Origin of the sequence: Pseudomonas sp. WOUb67, from assembly GCF_050058005.1 — a bacterium.
In the GTDB taxonomy this organism is placed as follows: domain Bacteria; phylum Pseudomonadota; class Gammaproteobacteria; order Pseudomonadales; family Pseudomonadaceae; genus Aquipseudomonas; species Aquipseudomonas putida_R.
The window spans coordinates 1,448,600-1,464,175 of the sequence record NZ_CP170112.1; the positions used below are offsets into that span (position 1 = coordinate 1,448,600).

Annotated in this window: 12 protein-coding genes; 10 read left to right on the forward strand and 2 right to left on the reverse strand. The window is 63.8% G+C overall.

The window, feature by feature from the left end; translation table 11 throughout:
* Positions 1-16: 16 nt before the first annotated feature.
* Genes ABOC32_RS06455 through ABOC32_RS06475 form a run of 5 tightly spaced genes read left to right on the forward strand, consistent with a single transcriptional unit; the run spans position 17 to position 5,976 of the window.
* Positions 17-2,338, forward strand: coding sequence for a TonB-dependent receptor (locus tag ABOC32_RS06455; protein ID WP_426810462.1), 2,322 nt, complete (start codon positions 17-19; stop codon positions 2,336-2,338).
* Positions 2,338-3,018, forward strand: coding sequence for a Fe2+-dependent dioxygenase (locus ABOC32_RS06460; protein WP_426810463.1), 681 nt, complete (start codon positions 2,338-2,340; stop codon positions 3,016-3,018). The genes ABOC32_RS06455 and ABOC32_RS06460 overlap by 1 nt, the downstream gene beginning before the upstream one ends.
* Before the next feature lie 29 nt (positions 3,019-3,047).
* Positions 3,048-4,160, forward strand: a complete 1,113-nt coding sequence (locus tag ABOC32_RS06465) for an ABC transporter substrate-binding protein (RefSeq protein WP_426810464.1) — start codon at positions 3,048-3,050, stop codon at positions 4,158-4,160.
* On the forward strand, positions 4,157-5,218 hold the full coding sequence (locus ABOC32_RS06470) for a FecCD family ABC transporter permease (protein ID WP_426811573.1): 1,062 nt from the start codon (positions 4,157-4,159) through the stop codon (positions 5,216-5,218). Before ABOC32_RS06465 ends, ABOC32_RS06470 begins: the two co-directional genes overlap by 4 nt.
* On the forward strand, positions 5,215-5,976 hold the full coding sequence (locus tag ABOC32_RS06475; protein WP_426810465.1) for an ABC transporter ATP-binding protein: 762 nt from the start codon (positions 5,215-5,217) through the stop codon (positions 5,974-5,976). The genes ABOC32_RS06470 and ABOC32_RS06475 overlap by 4 nt, the downstream gene beginning before the upstream one ends.
* Before the next feature lie 142 nt (positions 5,977-6,118).
* On the opposite strand, the gene ABOC32_RS06480 is transcribed toward ABOC32_RS06475, so the two are convergent.
* Complete coding sequence (locus ABOC32_RS06480) at positions 6,119-6,820, reverse strand: FadR/GntR family transcriptional regulator (protein WP_426810466.1); 702 nt, start codon at positions 6,818-6,820, stop codon at positions 6,119-6,121.
* A gap of 260 nt (positions 6,821-7,080) precedes the next feature.
* Between ABOC32_RS06480 and ABOC32_RS06485 the strand changes: the two genes are divergently transcribed.
* The 4 genes from ABOC32_RS06485 (at position 7,081) to ABOC32_RS06500 (ending at position 12,870) form a co-directional block, all read left to right on the forward strand.
* Entirely contained in the window at positions 7,081-8,433 is a 1,353-nt protein-coding gene (locus ABOC32_RS06485) for an MFS transporter (RefSeq protein ID WP_426810467.1), read from the forward strand.
* A gap of 19 nt (positions 8,434-8,452) precedes the next feature.
* Positions 8,453-9,808 (forward strand): glucarate dehydratase, encoded by a 1,356-nt coding sequence (gene gudD, locus ABOC32_RS06490; RefSeq protein WP_426810468.1) that lies wholly within the window; start codon positions 8,453-8,455, stop codon positions 9,806-9,808.
* Positions 9,809-10,288: 480 nt separating this feature from the next.
* On the forward strand, positions 10,289-11,680 hold the full coding sequence (locus ABOC32_RS06495; RefSeq protein ID WP_086977122.1) for an amino acid permease: 1,392 nt from the start codon (positions 10,289-10,291) through the stop codon (positions 11,678-11,680).
* 149 nt (positions 11,681-11,829) lie between these two features.
* Positions 11,830-12,870, forward strand: a complete 1,041-nt coding sequence (locus tag ABOC32_RS06500; protein ID WP_426810469.1) for a PDDEXK nuclease domain-containing protein — start codon at positions 11,830-11,832, stop codon at positions 12,868-12,870.
* Between the two features lie 7 nt (positions 12,871-12,877).
* Here ABOC32_RS06500 and ABOC32_RS06505 read toward each other — a convergent pair whose 3' ends face one another.
* Positions 12,878-13,747: a LysR family transcriptional regulator gene (locus tag ABOC32_RS06505; protein ID WP_426810470.1), complete on the reverse strand. Its 870-nt coding sequence runs from the start codon at positions 13,745-13,747 to the stop codon at positions 12,878-12,880.
* A 126-nt stretch (positions 13,748-13,873) separates the two neighbouring features.
* On the opposite strand from ABOC32_RS06505, the gene ABOC32_RS06510 reads away from it, so the two are divergent.
* The gene (locus ABOC32_RS06510; RefSeq protein WP_426810471.1) at positions 13,874-15,412 is read left to right on the forward strand and encodes an MFS transporter; all 1,539 of its coding nucleotides are present in this window, start codon (positions 13,874-13,876) and stop codon (positions 15,410-15,412) included.
* The last annotated feature ends 164 nt before the right edge of the window (positions 15,413-15,576 follow it).

Sequence of the window (15,576 nt, forward strand, 5' to 3'; positions counted from 1 at the left end):
TCTTTAAGGAATTCACATGCACCTTGCGTCCTCCCAGCGTCTGGCGACGACCCTGGCACCGGCTTTCGGCCTGGTGCTCGGCGCCTGCGTAATGCCGGCCCAGGCCGTCGATCTGCCCGCGACCCAGGTAACCGGCAAGCAGGATCGCTACAAGGTCGACAGCGTGACCTCGAGCAAGATCACCACGCCGCTGCTGGACGCGCCGCAAAGCATCAGCGTGGTCCCGCGGGCCGTGCTGGAAGAGCAGAACGCCCAAAGCCTGCAGGAAGTGCTGCGCAATGTGCCGGGCATCACCTTCATGTCGGGCGAGGGCAACCTGGGCTGGGGCGACCTGTTTTCCATCCGTGGCTTTGCCGCCGAGCAGAGCCTGACCGTCGATGGTGTGCGGGACGCCGGCATGTCCAGCCGCAACGACACCTTCAACCTGGAGCAGGCCGAGGTGTACAAGGGCACCGGCTCGGTGGAGTCGGGTGTGTCTGCGGTCGGCGGTAGCGTCAACCTGGTCAGCAAGCGTGCGCACCTGGGCGATGCCGGCAAGTTGTCGGCCGGTATCGGCACTGACAACTACAAGCGCCTGACTGCCGACATCAACCGCCAGCTCAACGACACCACGGCGGTGCGCATCAACCTGATGAAGCACTACAACGCCGTGGCCGAGCGCGACGAGGTGGACTACGACCGCTGGGGCTTTGCTACCTCGTTCGGCTTTGGTCTGGGTACCGATACCCGGCTGTACCTGGATGCGTTCTACCAGAAGGACAAGAACACCCCGGACGGCGGCGTGCCGATCCAGCGTGGTACCAACGGCAAGCGCATGCCGGGGGTGTCCCGCGATGCCTGGTACGGCGATTCGAGCATCTACACCCAGCAAACCGAAACCCGCTCGCTGACCGGCCTGTTCGAGCATGACTTCAGCGATGACCTGAGCCTGCGCAACCAGTTGCGCTGGCAGCAGACCGACAACTGGGCCGTGCTCTCGCCGGCGCGTTTCATTGCAGCCGACGCCGATGGCAACAAGACCTGCACCGGCACCCGTTGCGCAAGCCTGGGCTACGTAGGCCAGGGCGCGCTGAGCTCGGTCAACGGCATCAATGCCTACACCCAGTACGCCAACAGCAGCAGCGGCTACGGCTACCTGCGCGGCAGCGACTTCGGCCTGTCCAAGCGCTACACCATCATCGATAACCAGACCGACCTGCGTTTCAACCTCGACACCGGCGGCATCCACCACGAGGCGGTGACCGGTATCGAGCTGTACCGCGAAACCTACGGCGGCCTGCACAAGAACATGAAGGTGCCGGACGGGTCGATGTTCTTCGACCTTGCCAACCCTTCGCACAGCTTCGCCTACACCTATGCCGACAAAGGCTATGGCGACGCCAGGAGCACGATAAAGAATGCGGCGCTGTATGCGTCCGACACACTCACGCTCAACCCGCAATGGCAGTTGTTGATGGCCTTGCGTTACGACCACTGGCAGGCCGACAGCGAACGTTCCACCGGTGACAGCAGCACTACCGATGACGCGCTGGGCGGCCGTGTCGGCCTGGTCTACAAGCCATTGCCCAACGGCAGCATCTACGTGTCCTACAGCCAGGCGGCGCAACCGTCGGCGATTGGCGCCAGCACCAACAACCAGATCTACGGCGGGGCCAGCACCGCAGACTACAAACCTGCCGTGTCGAAAACCTACGAGCTGGGCACCAAGTGGGACCTGTTCGACGAGCGTCTGAACCTGACCGCAGCGCTGTTCCGCACCGAGCTGGAAGACAGCTGGGAGTACAGCGAAGGTGAGAGCGCCCCGGTACGTGCGCTGCCTGCCAAGCGCGTGGACGGCATCGAGCTGGGCCTGCAAGGGCAGCTGACCGAACGCTGGTCGGCCTACGCCGGTTTCGCGGCGATGAAGAGCCGCCAGACCAAGGGCGACAACAAGGGCGAGGAGGCGAAAAACGTCCCTGACCTGACCGCCAACCTGTGGACCAGCTACGACCTCACCAACCAGCTCAGCGTCAGCTACGGCGCCGACTACGTAGGGCGTCGCCGCTACAGTGACAACAAGTACGTCGGTGGCCTGAACAACAACAGCAGCTACGCCAACGGGCCATCGGGGGTTTACACGATCTCCACGCGCGACCATGAGAAGGCGCCGTCGTACTGGCTGCACAGCCTGGCCGCGCGCTACAAGGTCGACAGCCAGACCACGGTCAACCTGAATGTGTCGAACCTGTTCAACAAGTTCTACTACAGCCGTGTCGGCGCATCGCTCGATGGCTTCCAGTTGTATGGCATTCCGGGTGCCGGGCGCACCCTGACCGCCAGCGTGGACTACAGCTTCTGATGCTGGTGGAAATCGACCGGCTGTTCAGTGCCGCTGAACTGCACACCCTGCGCCAGCAGTTGCTGGCGCAACCCTGGGTCGACGGCAAGGCCACCGCCGGCGTGCAGTCGGCCCAGGCCAAGCACAACCGCCAGCTGGACGAGGACGACCCGGTCGCCCTCCAGCTGGGCGGGCTGATCCTGCAACGGCTGTCGGATAACCCGCTGTTCATGTCTGCCGCCTTGCCCAAGCGCATCTACCCGCCGCTGTTCAACCGCTACGGCGAGGGCGAGGGATTCGGCTTTCACATCGACAACGCCATCCGCGGCATCAAGGGCGTGCGCGAGCGGGTGCGCACCGACCTGTCGGCCACCCTGTTCCTGGCGGACCCGGACAGCTACGACGGCGGTGAGCTGGTGATTCGCGACACCTTCGGCGAGCGTCAGGTGAAGCTGCCGGCTGGCCACCTGGTGCTGTACCCGGGCAGCAGCCTGCACCGGGTAGAGCCGGTGACCCGTGGCGAGCGCCTGGCGGCCTTTTTCTGGATCGAGAGCCTGGTGCGTGAAGACAGCCAGCGCAGCCTGCTGCTGGACATGGACGTGGCCATCCAGCGCCTCACCGCCCAAGGGGCCGACGCGGGCTCGCTGCTTGAGTTGACCGGGGTCTACCACAACCTGCTCCGTCGCTGGGGCGATACCTGACCATGGGCTTTTCTATGATGAGTGCACGTATGACCCTGCAATGTTACTGGCGGCGCCTGCTGCCTTTGCTGCTGGTACTGGGGGCCTGCTGCGGCTTCGCCCAAACTGCCAGTGCCGTGGAAGTGACCGATGTGTTGGGGCGCAAGGTCGAGGTCGATCACGCGCCGCAACGCATCGTGCTTGGCGAGGGGCGGCTGTTCTTTGCCCTGGCGCTGCTTGACCGCGACAACCCGTTCCAGCGGGTGGTCGGCTGGCAGAACGACATGCGCCTGCTCGACCCGCACACCTATGAGGTGTATGCGCAAAAATATCCACAAGTTGCCCAGCTGCCGCTGATCGGCCAGGCCTCCGAGCAGAGCGTCAGCGCCGAGCAGATTCTGGCGCTCAAGCCCGACGTGGCCATTTTCAGCATCGCCGGTGAAGGCCCGACCCAGCACAGCCCGGTGGCCGACCTGCTGGAAAAGGCCGGGGTGCCGGTGCTGTTCATCGACTTTCGCGTGCACCCGATCCGCAATACCCGGGTGAGCATGCAGGCGCTGGGCACGCTGCTGGGGCGCGAGCCGCAGGCGGCAGAGTACCTGAGCCTGTACGACCGCCACCTGAAGCGGGTAACCGACGGCGTGGCCGGGATCAAGGACAGCGAGCGGCCCAAGGTGTTTCTCGAACTGCTGGCGGGTGTGTGGCAGGCGCCGGGGCATACCACTGGCAAGAGCGGGCTGGGCAGCGTGGTCGAGGCTGTAGGCGGGCATAACATTGGTGCCGATGTGGTGCCTGGGGCCTTGGGTGATGTCAGTGTCGAGTACGTGCTGCAAGCCGACCCGGACGTGTACATCGCCACCGGCAACCGCGCACCGGGTGTACTGCTGGGTGCCGGTGTATCTGCCGATACTGCACGCCAGAGCCTGGCGAAGATCACCGCCCGCCCCGAGTTCGCCCCGCTGCGGCCGATCCAGGCCGGTCAGGCCCATGGCCTGTGGCATGACTTCTACAACTCGCCGTTCAACATCCTGGCGGTCGAAGCCATGGCCCGCTGGGTGCACCCGGAGCGCTTCAAGGACGTAGACCCGCAGGCGACCATGGGAGAAATCAACCGGATGCTCAAGGTAGGCCTGGACGGCCACTATTGGGTCGACGCCCAGTGACCGCGCAGGCTCATACCGGCGCCGCGCAGGCCGCCTGGCATTACCGCCGGTTGTTGTGGCGCCGCACCTGGCTGGTGGCGGGCCTGGCCGTGTTGCTGCTGTTGTCGGTGCTGGGTGACCTGGCCAGCGGCGCCTCTGGCATGAGCCTGGGGCGCCTGCTGCAAGGCCTGTGCGACCCGGCGACGCTCAGTGCCACCGAGCGGGTGATCATCTGGAACGTGCGCCTGCCGTACACGTTGATGGCCGTGCTGGTGGGCTCGGCGTTGTCGCTGGCGGGCGCCGAGATGCAGGCGATCCTCGACAACCCGCTGGCCAGCCCGTTTACCCTGGGCGTGTCGTCGTCTGCCGCGCTGGGCGCATCGCTGGCGATTGCCTACCCGCTGGGCATTGCCTGGCTGTCACCCAGTGCGCAGGTGACGGTGATGGCGTTCGTCTTCGCCTGCCTGTCGGTGGTGCTGCTGCAAACCATGTCGCGTTTGCGCGGCGCCGGGGTGGAAAGCCTGGTGCTGTTCGGCATTGCCCTGGTGTTCAGCTGCAACGCGCTGGTGTCGTTGTTGCAACTGCTTGCCACCGAGGACGTGCTGCAGCAACTGGTGTTCTGGACCTTGGGCAGCCTGGCCCGGGCCGACTGGCAGAAGCTCGGCATCCTGGCGCTGGTGCTGGCGCTGTTGCTGCCGTTCTCGCTCAGGGCGGCACCGGCCATGACCTTGCTGCGCATGGGTGAAGACCGGGCCCGCAGCTTTGGCGTGGACACCCGGCGCCTGCGCCTTGCCTCGCTGCTGCGCATCAGCCTGTTGTCGGCGACGGCGGTGGCGTTCGTTGGCACCATCGGCTTTGTCGGCCTGGTGGGGCCGCATATCGCCCGCTTGCTGGTGGGCGAGGATCAGCGCTTCCTGCTTCCGGCCAGTGCACTGGTGGGAGCGTTGATGCTGTCGCTGTCGTCGATTGCCAGCAAGGTGATCCTGCCTGGGGTGATCGTGCCGGTGGGCATCGTCACCGCGCTGGTGGGTGTGCCGGTGTTCGTGGTGCTGGTGTTCCGCCGGGGGAGAAGGTTGTGAGCCTGTTGATCGAGGGTGTTTCGGTGGCTTACGGCGCGCGGCAGATCCTGCATGGGGTAACCCTGCCGGCGTTGCCAGCCGGTAGCCTGGTGGCGCTGGTCGGGCCCAATGGGGCAGGCAAGTCCACGCTGCTGCGTGCCCTTGCGGGGCTGGAGCGGATGCGCGGCGGCTTGAGCCTGGACGGGCAGGACGTGACGCGGCTGGGCTTTGCCGAGCGCTCGCGGCGCTTGGCCTACATGCCCCAGCAATTGCCGCCCGGCATTGCCTTGGGCGTGCTCGAAAGCATTGTCGCGGCCTTGCGCGTGAGCGGTAGCGACGACCTGCTGGGCAGTGCTTACGAGGCGTTGCGCCAGTTGGGCATCGAGGGGCTGGCCGAGCGCTCGCTGGACAGCCTGTCGGGCGGGCAGCGGCAGTTGGTGGCGTTAGCCCAGCTGTTGGCGCGCAACCCGCAGGTGCTGTTGCTGGACGAACCGACCAGCGCGCTGGACCTGCACTACCAGTTGCGGGTGATGGATGCCGTGCGCGGGCGGGTGCAGGCGCATCGGCTGCTGGCGGTGGCGGTGCTGCACGACATCAACCTGGCGGCCAGCCATGCCGACTGGCTGGTGGTGCTGCGTGAGGGCAGGGTTGTGGCCTGCGGGGCGCCTGCGGATGTGCTGCAGCCGGGGTTGCTGGCCGAGGTGTATGGCGTCGAGGCGCGGGTGGAGTGTTGTTCCCAGGGGCGCCTGCAGGTGCTGGTGGATCGGGCGTTGGTCTGATGTTTTGGGGCCGCCTGTACTGGCCTCTTCGCGGGTAAACCCGCTCCCACAGGTACGGCACAGTTTTCGAGGTTTGTGCGGTCCCTGTGGGAGCGGGTTCACCCGCGAACACGGGCGAAGCCCGTGCCATCCACAGCTGTCTTTAATCCGGCAACAACCGGTCGCGGCTGTTGGACAGGTGCAGGCAGATCGCCGCCCGTGCTGCATCCGGGTCTTGCCGGCGGATGGCATTGAGCACCGCCTCGTGCTCCAGGTTGGCCAGGTACGCCTGCCGCGCCAACTTGGCCCCGCCGCGTTCGGCCAGGGCCATGCGGTTGCGCGGGATCAGGCTGTTGCCCAGATGCAGCAGCATTTCGGTGAAGTACAGGTTGCCGGTGGCCTCGGCAATCAGCAGGTGGAAGCGTCGGTCGGGCTCGATGCAGCTGTCGCCGGCGGCCGCCAGGTCCTGATAGTCATCCAGCGCCTGGCGCATGCGCGCCAGGTGCCCCTCGTCACGGCGCAGCGCCGCCAGGGCGGCGGCCTGGCCTTCCAGGCCAATGCGCAGCTCCAGCAGGTCGCGCACATTCGCCGCGCTTTCCGCCGCGATGCGCAGCCCCGTTTGGGCCTGGCGCTCCATCACGAAGGTACCGATACCGTGGCGCGGCTCCACCAGCCCGGAGGCCTGCAACTTGGACAAGGCTTCACGTACCACTGTGCGGCTGACGCCGTGCTCGCGCACCAGCGTGTTCTCTGAAGGCAGCTTGTCACCCGGCTTGAAGGTGCCCAGCAAAATCTGCTGGGTCAGGCTGGAGACCAGGTCATGGGCGCGGCTGTGGCCGCGTTTGCGGGCGTGTTCGGGTGCCATGGTGTGATCCGTTTCGCGCTGTGCTTGTACGACAAGTTAATCGATCAAATTATTTTTTGCTGATTTTTTCTGCCTCCAAGCTGGCATTTAACTTCTTTATTTTTGAAAGATCGCAGCATATTGTCATTGTGACAGCTTGTATTTTGCCATTTTGCCGACATTGTTGATCTTGTCGTACAACCTCGCCGCGCATATGCTCATCCCACTGTCATGTCAGACAACCCAGACCCGCACAAAAACAATTAGTGGGAGATTCGCACGTGAACGACACCCTCGCTCCGTCTGCCCGGAATGACGGCGACGCCCTGGCCAGTGCTGTGGCCAAGGTCAAACGTCATGTTTTGCCGCTGTTCGTCATCATGTTCATCGTCAACTACCTCGACCGCGTCAATATCGGTTTCATCCGCCCGCACCTGGAAAGCGATCTGGGCATCAGCGCCGCGGCCTACGGCTTTGGCGCCGGGTTGTTCTTCATTGGCTACGCGTTGTTCGAAGTGCCTTCGAACATGCTGCTGCAGAAGGTGGGGGCGCGGCTCTGGCTGACCCGCATCATGTTCACCTGGGGGCTGGTGGCCACGGCCATGGCCTTTGTGCAGAACGAAACCCAGTTCTACGTGCTGCGCTTTCTGCTGGGGGTTGCCGAGGCGGGCTTCTTCCCTGGGGTGATCTACTACTTCACCCGCTGGCTGCCAGGCGCCGAGCGCGGCAAGGCGATTGCCATCTTCCTCAGCGGCTCAGCGCTGGCTTCGCTGATTTCCGGGCCGCTGGCCGGGGCGTTGATGCAGATCCAGGGCCTGGGCATGCATGGCTGGCAGTGGATGCTGTTCATCGAAGGCATGGCCTCGGTCGCGTTGTGCTTCTTCGTGTTTTTCTGGCTGGACTCCAAGCCGCACGATGCCAAGTGGTTGAGCCCGGCCGAGCAGGACGCGCTGGTGGCCACCATCGACCGCGAGCAGCGTGAGCGCGAGGCTGTGGGTGCGGTCAAGGCATCGGCCTGGAGCCTGCTCAAGGATCGCCAGATCGTGCTGTTCTGCGTGATCTACTTCTGCATCCAGTTGACCATCTACGCTGCCACCTTCTGGCTGCCCAGCATCATCAAGCGCATGGGTGACCTCAGCGACCTGCAGGTCGGCTTCTTCAACTCGATCCCGTGGCTTATCTCCATCCTGGGCATGTACGCCTTTGCCGCCGGCTCTGCGCGCTGGAAGTTCCAGCAGGCTTGGGTAGCCGGTGCCCTGGTGGTCGCCTCCATCGGCATGTTCATGTCCACCACCGGTGGGCCGGTGTTCGCCTTTGTCGCCGTGTGCTTCGCGGCCATCGGTTTCAAGTCGGCATCGGCGCTGTTCTGGCCAATCCCGCAGGGTTACCTGGATGCCCGCATCGCAGCAGCAGTGATCGCCCTGATCAACTCGGTCGGCAACCTCGGCGGCTTTGTTGCTCCCACCACCTTCGGCCTGCTGGAGCAGCAGACCGGTTCGATCCAGGGCGGGTTGTATGGCCTGGCCGTGACCTCGGTGCTGGCGGCCATTGCCATCTTCTTCGTACGCACTCGCCCAAAGGGCGCCCCTTCCGATGACCTCAAGGCCCCCTCGGCCCTGGGCCAGACCCACTGATCACTGCGAGACAACAATCATGAATATGCAGACCAATCCCGCCGTTCATACCAGCACCCCGGTGGTCACCGACCTGCGGGTGATCCCCGTGGCCGGCCATGACAGCATGCTGCTGAACCTCAGTGGCGCCCACGGCCCGTACTTCACCCGCAACGTGGTGGTGCTGCGTGACAGCGCTGGCAACACCGGCCTGGGTGAAGTGCCGGGTGGCGAGAAGATTCGCCAGACCCTCGAAGACGCCCGCAGCCTGGTGGTGGGCCAGCCGATCGGCCATTACCAGCGCGTGCTCAATGCCATGCGCCAGACCTTCGCCAGCCGTGACTCGGCGGGTCGTGGCCTGCAAACCTTCGACCTGCGGATTACCGTGCATGCGGTAACGGCCATCGAGTCGGCGCTGCTCGACCTGCTTGGCCAGCACCTCAACGTGCCCATGGCGGCTCTGCTAGGTGAGGGGCAGCAGCGCGATGCGGTGAAGATGCTGGGTTACCTGTTCTACATTGGCGATCGCCAGCAGACCGACCTGGCCTACCGCAACGATGCCGATGCCGATGACGACTGGTTGCGCGTGCGCCACGAGAAGGCCCTGACCCCGGAAGCGGTGGTGCGCCTGGCCGAAGCGGCCGAGCAGCGCTATGGCTTCAGCGACTTCAAGCTCAAGGGCGGTGTGCTGCGTGGCGAGGAGGAGATGGAAGCCGTGACGGCGCTGGCCGAGCGCTTCCCTGAAGCGCGCATCACGCTTGACCCCAACGGCGCCTGGTCACTGAAAGAGGCCATTGCCCTGTGCCGTGACAAGCATCACGTGCTGGCCTATGCCGAAGACCCCTGCGGCGCCGAGCACGGTTACTCGGGCCGTGAGGTGATGGCCGAGTTCCGTCGCGCCACCGGCCTGCCCACCGCCACCAACATGATCGCCACCGACTGGCGGCAGATGGGCCATGCGATCCAGTCGCAGGCGGTGGACATTCCGCTGGCCGACCCGCACTTCTGGACCTTGCAGGGCTCGGTACGCGTCGCGCAGATGTGCAATGACTGGGGACTGACCTGGGGTTCGCACTCCAACAACCACTTCGATATTTCGCTGGCGATGTTCACCCAGGTGGCGGCTGCGGCGCCGGGCGAGATCACCGCAATCGACACCCACTGGATCTGGCAGGACGGCCAGCGCCTGACCCGTGAGCCGCTGCGTATTGTCGACGGGCACGTGCGGGTACCGGCACGGCCGGGGCTGGGGGTGGAGCTGGATGAAGACCAGTTGGCCAAGGCCCATGAGTGCTACCGCAACATGGGGCTGGGGGCGCGGGATGACAGCGTGGCGATGCAGTATCTGATTTCCGGGTGGCGCTTCGATAACAAACGGCCTTGCCTGGTGCGTTGAGGCGGGTTCAAGAGCTGGTAAGGAAGGCCTCGGGTGACCGGGGCTTTTTTGTGGGTGGTTGAAAATGCCTGGGCCTGTGCTGGCCTCTTCGCAGCACAAGGCTGCTCCTACAGGCACCCCACTGCCTGCCTGTAGGAGCAGCCTTGCGCTGCGAAGAGGCCGGCACAGGCAACACACATCCAGATGAAAAACAAAAGCTCCAAATGGCGCGGTGACGCGATCGGGCATGCCATTCGCGACATCTGGCGGTAATGGAACTGCGCTGTCGTGATCGAACAGTTCCGGGGCGTTCTCGTGTAATTTCCCACAGCCTTGCGAGGCTTAAATGAAGCCCGAACCGCACGGAGACGTTGCCCTGTGATGCGCGCCAAAGATCAACAACAGCGCGCGAGCAACCTGTCGACTTACTGATTTGAAAGGAGATATTTTCGCCTAAGCCTGCCCGTCCATCCTTGTGTCAGCAAAAAGAGAACAACATCAATGAGCACCGTGGGATCTGATGGCAACCTTGCACAAGGTTTCAAGCCTCGTCATGTAACGATGCTGTCCATCGCCGGCATCATCGGCGCCGGACTTTTCGTAGGCTCTGGTCACGCCATCGCGGCGGCCGGGCCAGCAACCATAGTTTCTTATTTCGTGGCCGGAACCCTGGTGGTACTGGTCATGCGCATGCTCGGCGAAATGGCCGTGGCACACCCTGACACCGGATCATTTTCCACCTACGCCGACCAGGCCATTGGCCGCTGGGCCGGCTACACCATCGGCTGGTTGTATTGGTGGTTCTGGGTACTGGTGATCCCTATCGAAGCACTGGCTGCCGGGCATGTACTGAACGCCTGGTTCCCCCAGATAGACAGCTGGATCTTCGCCCTGGCCTCGGTACTGCTGCTGGCCTGCACCAACCTGTTCAGCGTGGCCAAGTACGGTGAGTTCGAGTTCTGGTTCGCCATCCTCAAGGTGACGGCGATTCTGGGCTTCATCGGCCTGGGCTTCGCCGCGTTGATGGGCTGGCTGCCCAACCGCGAGGTCAGCGGCCTGAGCGGGCTGATGGCCGAGTACGGCGGCTTTGCGCCCAAGGGCTGGTCGGCAGTGGTCGGTGCGTTCATCACCGTGATGTTCAGCTTCATCGGTACCGAGGCGGTGACCATCGCCGCGTCCGAATCCAGCGACCCGTCGCGCAACATCGCCAAAGCCACCCGCTCGGTGATCTGGCGGATCAGCACCTTCTACATCCTGTCGATCTTCGTGATCATCTCGGTGGTGCCGTGGAACGACCCGCAACTGGCGGTGGTGGGCTCGTACCAGCGTGCGCTGGAAATCATGAACATCCCCAACGCGGCGTTCATGGTCGACCTGGTGGTGCTGGTGGCGGTGACCAGCTGCATGAACTCGTCGATCTACATTGCTTCGCGGATGATGTATTCGCTGGCCAAGCGCGGTGACGCCCCGGCCTTCCTCAACAAGACCTCCAAGGTTGGCGTACCGCGCGCTGCAGTGTTTGGCAGCACCCTGATCGGCGCGGCCATCGCCGTGCTCAACTACTTCGCGCCGAAGGGCGTGTTCGAGTTTCTGCTGGCCAGCTCCGGGGCCATCGCCCTGCTGGTGTACATGGTCATCGCCATCTCGCAGCTGCGCATGCGCCGCCGCCTGGAGCGGGAGAACACCGAGCTGAAGTTCCGTATGTGGCTGTTCCCGTACCTGACCTGGGCGGTGATCATCTTCATTGCCGGGGCACTGGCAGTGATGATGTACACGCCCGAGCACCGGGTGGAGGTGAGTTCGACATTGGGCCTGGCGATCGTGATTTCCTTCCTGGGGATCGTGACCTCGCGCGGCCATGCGCAACCTGTGGGGGCGCGGTCGATGGGGTGATTGAGTTCACCTGGCGGTAGGGCAAAGGAAAGGGCACCCGTGGATGGGTGCCCTTTGTTTTTTTGAAACACTTGTCTGGTACCGCAGGCGACCGGGCGTTGGCTTGTCGGGGGTAGACTTCCTGTCGAATTCACAAAAGGAGTCGATGCATGAGCGCTGAACAACAATCACAAGCGCCGGCGGCCCTTGATTCGGTCAAGGATGACCGGTTTGAGGAAGTGCTCGGGTTAATTCGGGATGCCAGGCAACGTGCGGTGATGGCGGTCAATACGCAATTGATCGATTTGTACTGGCAGGTGGGGGCCTACATCAGTAACAAGCTGGAACGGGCTGAATGGGGGGATTCGGTGGTCAGCCAGTTGGCGGCGCACCTGGCGTTGTCTCAGCCTGGCCTGCGAGGATTTACCAGGCCTAATCTGTTCCGAATGCGTCAATTTTATGAGGTCTACCGTAACGATCAAAAAGTCTCACCACTGGTGAGACAATTGCCGTGGACGCTCAATCACATCATTCTCAGCCAGTGCAAACGAGCAGATGAACGTGAGTTCTATGTGCGTATGGCCATCCAGGAGAGGTGGTCAAAGCGCGAATTGGAGCGCCAGCTGAAAACGGCCTTGTTCGAACGCAGTGTTACCCAGCCAGCGAAGGTCTCTGCGCATCTGAAGCAGAATTACCCTGCTGCAATGGATGTGTTTCGAGATGCCTACGTGGTCGAGTTCCTGGGCCTACCGGGTGGCCATGTCGAAGCGGATCTGCAAGGTGCGCTGATAGATAGGCTCAAACAGTTCCTGATCGAGCTGGGCCGCGATTTCTGCTTCGTTGGCTCCCAATACCCGCTTCAGGTCGGCGGCCGTGACTTCGCACTCGACCTGCTGTTCTTCCACCGTGGCCTCAACTGCCTGGTCGCGGTCGAACTGAAAGTCGGCCGCTTCGAGCCTGAGTACCTTGGCAAGCTCGATTTCTATCTGGAAGCACTGGACCGCAATGAGCGAAAGCCCCATGAAAACCCCGCCATCGGCGTGTTGTTATGCGCCAGCAGAGATGACGAGGTGGTCGAGTACGCACTTAATCGAAGCTTGTCTCCAGCGCTGATTGCCGAGTATCAAACGCGTTTGCCGGACAAGGCACTGTTGCAAGCCAAGCTGCATGAGTTTTATGCCCAGGGTGCTGCAGAAGATCAGAGTGCCTGAGCGGCCCTCAAGTGCCGCCCATCACGCTTTGCACATACCGCATCACAGCCGGCGCTTTCTCGAAGCGGCGGTGAACCAGGCTTAGCCACGAGCTAGCCTGGCAATCGACGACCCGCCGGTAATTCACCTGCGGCAGGTTGATGCGCTGCACCACCGATTCCGGGACTACTGCAATGCCTTGCCCAAGTGATACCAAGGTAATCACGGCCACCAGGCTGCCGGGTTGTGGGCCGAGCATCGGCACGAACCCACCTTGCGCCGCCACTTCCAGCGTGCCGGAAATCTGCTCGGGCAGGATGAAGGTTTCATTGGCCAGGCGCGAGGCCGGGATCTGCGGCACTTCGTTGATTCGCGAGCTGGCGGGCAGGGCGAGGACGAAACCTTCCTGGTGCAGCGCAATGGCTTCCAGTTCGTCAGGCAGCTCCATCGGTGAGCGCACATAGGCAAGGTCGAGCAGGCCGTCGCGGACCCTGCCGGGCAGTTCGGCCATGGGCAGTTCGCGGATGTTCAGGCGCACGCCGGGGCAGGTTTCACTGTAGCGGCTGACGTGCTGCTGGAGCATGCCCGAGTAGGCTGCCGAGGCCACGTAGCCCAGTTCGATGCGCCCGCTTTCGCCACGGGCGGCCCTTTGTGCGCCCAGTTGCGCAGCGTCGAACTGGCGCACGGCGTGCTCGGCCTCGATCAACAGCGCCTGGCCGGCGGCGGTCAGGTTGACCTCGCGCTGGCTGCGCTCGAACAGGCGCACACCCAGTTCGCGCTCCATGTCCTGGATCTGCCGGCTGAGGGTAGGCGGGGCGATACCCAGTTGCTCGGCGGCACGAGTGAAATGGCCGTGGCGGGCGACGCAGAGGAAATAGCGGAAATGGCGGATTTCCATGGGTGTTACCTACAGGGTAATGATGCGGGCCGCCGGGGCTAACAACCCTTGATGTGGGCGGCGTTATGTTGAGGGCAACACTACAAGGCTGGCGCGGCTGCGACCAGCCTGCTTCTGGAGCCCGCCATGCCTGCCCCCTCTGCACGCTTTACGTTGTTCACCGCGTCCCTGGTCTGCGCCCTGATCATCCTTGACACCAACATCGTTGCGGTCAGCCTGCCCAGTATCGCCCGCGACCTGTCCGGCTCGTTCGCCGATATCGAGTGGGTGGTCAGCGCCTACCTGCTGGCCTTCGCCGCCTGCCTGTTGCCCGCCGGTAGCCTGGCCGACCGTTTTGGACGGCGGCGCATGCTGCTACTCGGCCTGGTGCTGTTCGGCATGGCCTCGCTGGCGTGTGGGGCGGCGCCCAACCTGCTGTTCCTTGACCTGGCCAGGGCTGCCAAGGGTGTGGGGGCTGCGTTGTTGCTCACCTCGGCCCTGGCCGCGATCGGCAACCGCTTTCATGAGCCGCAGGAGCGCATGCGCGCCTGGGCTTTCTGGGGTGCCTGCATGGGCGCCACCATCACCTTTGCGCCGTTACTGGGTGGGGTGATCGCCAGCACCCTGGGCTGGCGCTGGATCTTCTACATCAACCTGCCGTTGGTGGTGCTGCTTGCCGTGATGGTAATGCGCAGTGTCGAGGAATCCCGCGACAGCGCCGCCGCCCGGCTCGACCCATGGGGCAGCCTGACCTTCGCCGGCAGCCTGGGCTACCTGATCTGGGCAATGATCGATGCCAACCAGGTGGGCTGGGGCAGCGCGCAAACCCTTGGGCGGCTGGTGATCAGCGCCTTCCTGTTCGGCCTGTTCGTCATGGTCGAGCGCAGCCAGGCTCGGCCGATGATCGACCTGCGGCTGATGCGCAGCGGGCGTTTCGTCGGCGCCCTGCTGGGCATGTTTGCGTACGCCGCCTGTGCCCAGGTGATGATGACCCTGCTGCCGCTGTACCTGCAGAACGGCCTGCAGCTGTCGGCCCTGGCCGCCGGTGCAGGCATGTTGCCATTCGCTGTGGCCATGCTGCTGATGCCGCGAGCGGGCATGCGCCTGGGCGCGTACTGCAGCGCTGCGCAGGTGTTTGCACTTGGGTTGGTGCTGGTAGGGGTAGGCAACCTGCTGTGTGCCTGGGCTGCAAACCATGGCGGCTACAGCGCGTTTGCAGTGGCCAGTCTGGTGCTGGGTGCGGGCGCCGGGCTGCTCAACGGTGATACGCAGAAGAACATCATGGCCTGCGTGCCCCGCGAGCGTACTGGCATGGCGTCGGGGCTGAGCACTACCACGCGGTTCGGCGCGATCGTGCTGGCAATTGGTGCGCTGGGTGCAGTGCTGGCCGCTCGCAGCGCCCAGTTGCTGCAGGAGGCGATGGCGGTGGTGGCGCCAGCGCACCTGGGCGAAGTTGCAACGATGGCCACGCGAGTGGCTGCCGGCGACCTGGCCGCGGCGTTGGCCATGCTTGATCCTGGCGTGCGCGCCGAGGTTGCTCCCCTTGCCCGGCAGGCGTTCATCGGAGGTTTTGAAAGCGTGCTGCACGTCGCAGGCATTGCCGCCCTGGTGTTTTCCATTGTCGTTGGTGTCTTGCTAAGCCGTCCGCCCGTGCAGCTGGAAGCGCGGGCAGAGTACGGTGCGTGAGGCCGCATGCGGCGTCGCAGGGTAGCGTTTTGCAATTATTTCTCCTCGGGCCCTCAACTATTTCAAACGGCAAATGTCATTGATTGCGGGCCTGTTGAGTGATGCCAAAGTGCAATGAAAGCCATCTGATGACTTGATGGCAAAAAGCCGCTATCGCACAAAAC

Coding starts and splice junctions, on each gene's coding strand:
- ABOC32_RS06455 (WP_426810462.1), top strand. CDS start 17: ATGCACCTTGCGTCCTCCCAGCGTCTGGCGACGACCCTGGCACCGGCT.
- ABOC32_RS06460 (WP_426810463.1), top strand. CDS start 2,338: ATGCTGGTGGAAATCGACCGGCTGTTCAGTGCCGCTGAACTGCACACC.
- ABOC32_RS06465 (WP_426810464.1), top strand. CDS start 3,048: ATGACCCTGCAATGTTACTGGCGGCGCCTGCTGCCTTTGCTGCTGGTA.
- ABOC32_RS06480 (WP_426810466.1), bottom strand. CDS start 6,820: ATGGCACCCGAACACGCCCGCAAACGCGGCCACAGCCGCGCCCATGAC.
- gudD (WP_426810468.1), top strand. CDS start 8,453: ATGAATATGCAGACCAATCCCGCCGTTCATACCAGCACCCCGGTGGTC.
- ABOC32_RS06495 (WP_086977122.1), top strand. CDS start 10,289: ATGAGCACCGTGGGATCTGATGGCAACCTTGCACAAGGTTTCAAGCCT.
- ABOC32_RS06500 (WP_426810469.1), top strand. CDS start 11,830: ATGAGCGCTGAACAACAATCACAAGCGCCGGCGGCCCTTGATTCGGTC.
- ABOC32_RS06505 (WP_426810470.1), bottom strand. CDS start 13,747: ATGGAAATCCGCCATTTCCGCTATTTCCTCTGCGTCGCCCGCCACGGC.
- ABOC32_RS06510 (WP_426810471.1), top strand. CDS start 13,874: ATGCCTGCCCCCTCTGCACGCTTTACGTTGTTCACCGCGTCCCTGGTC.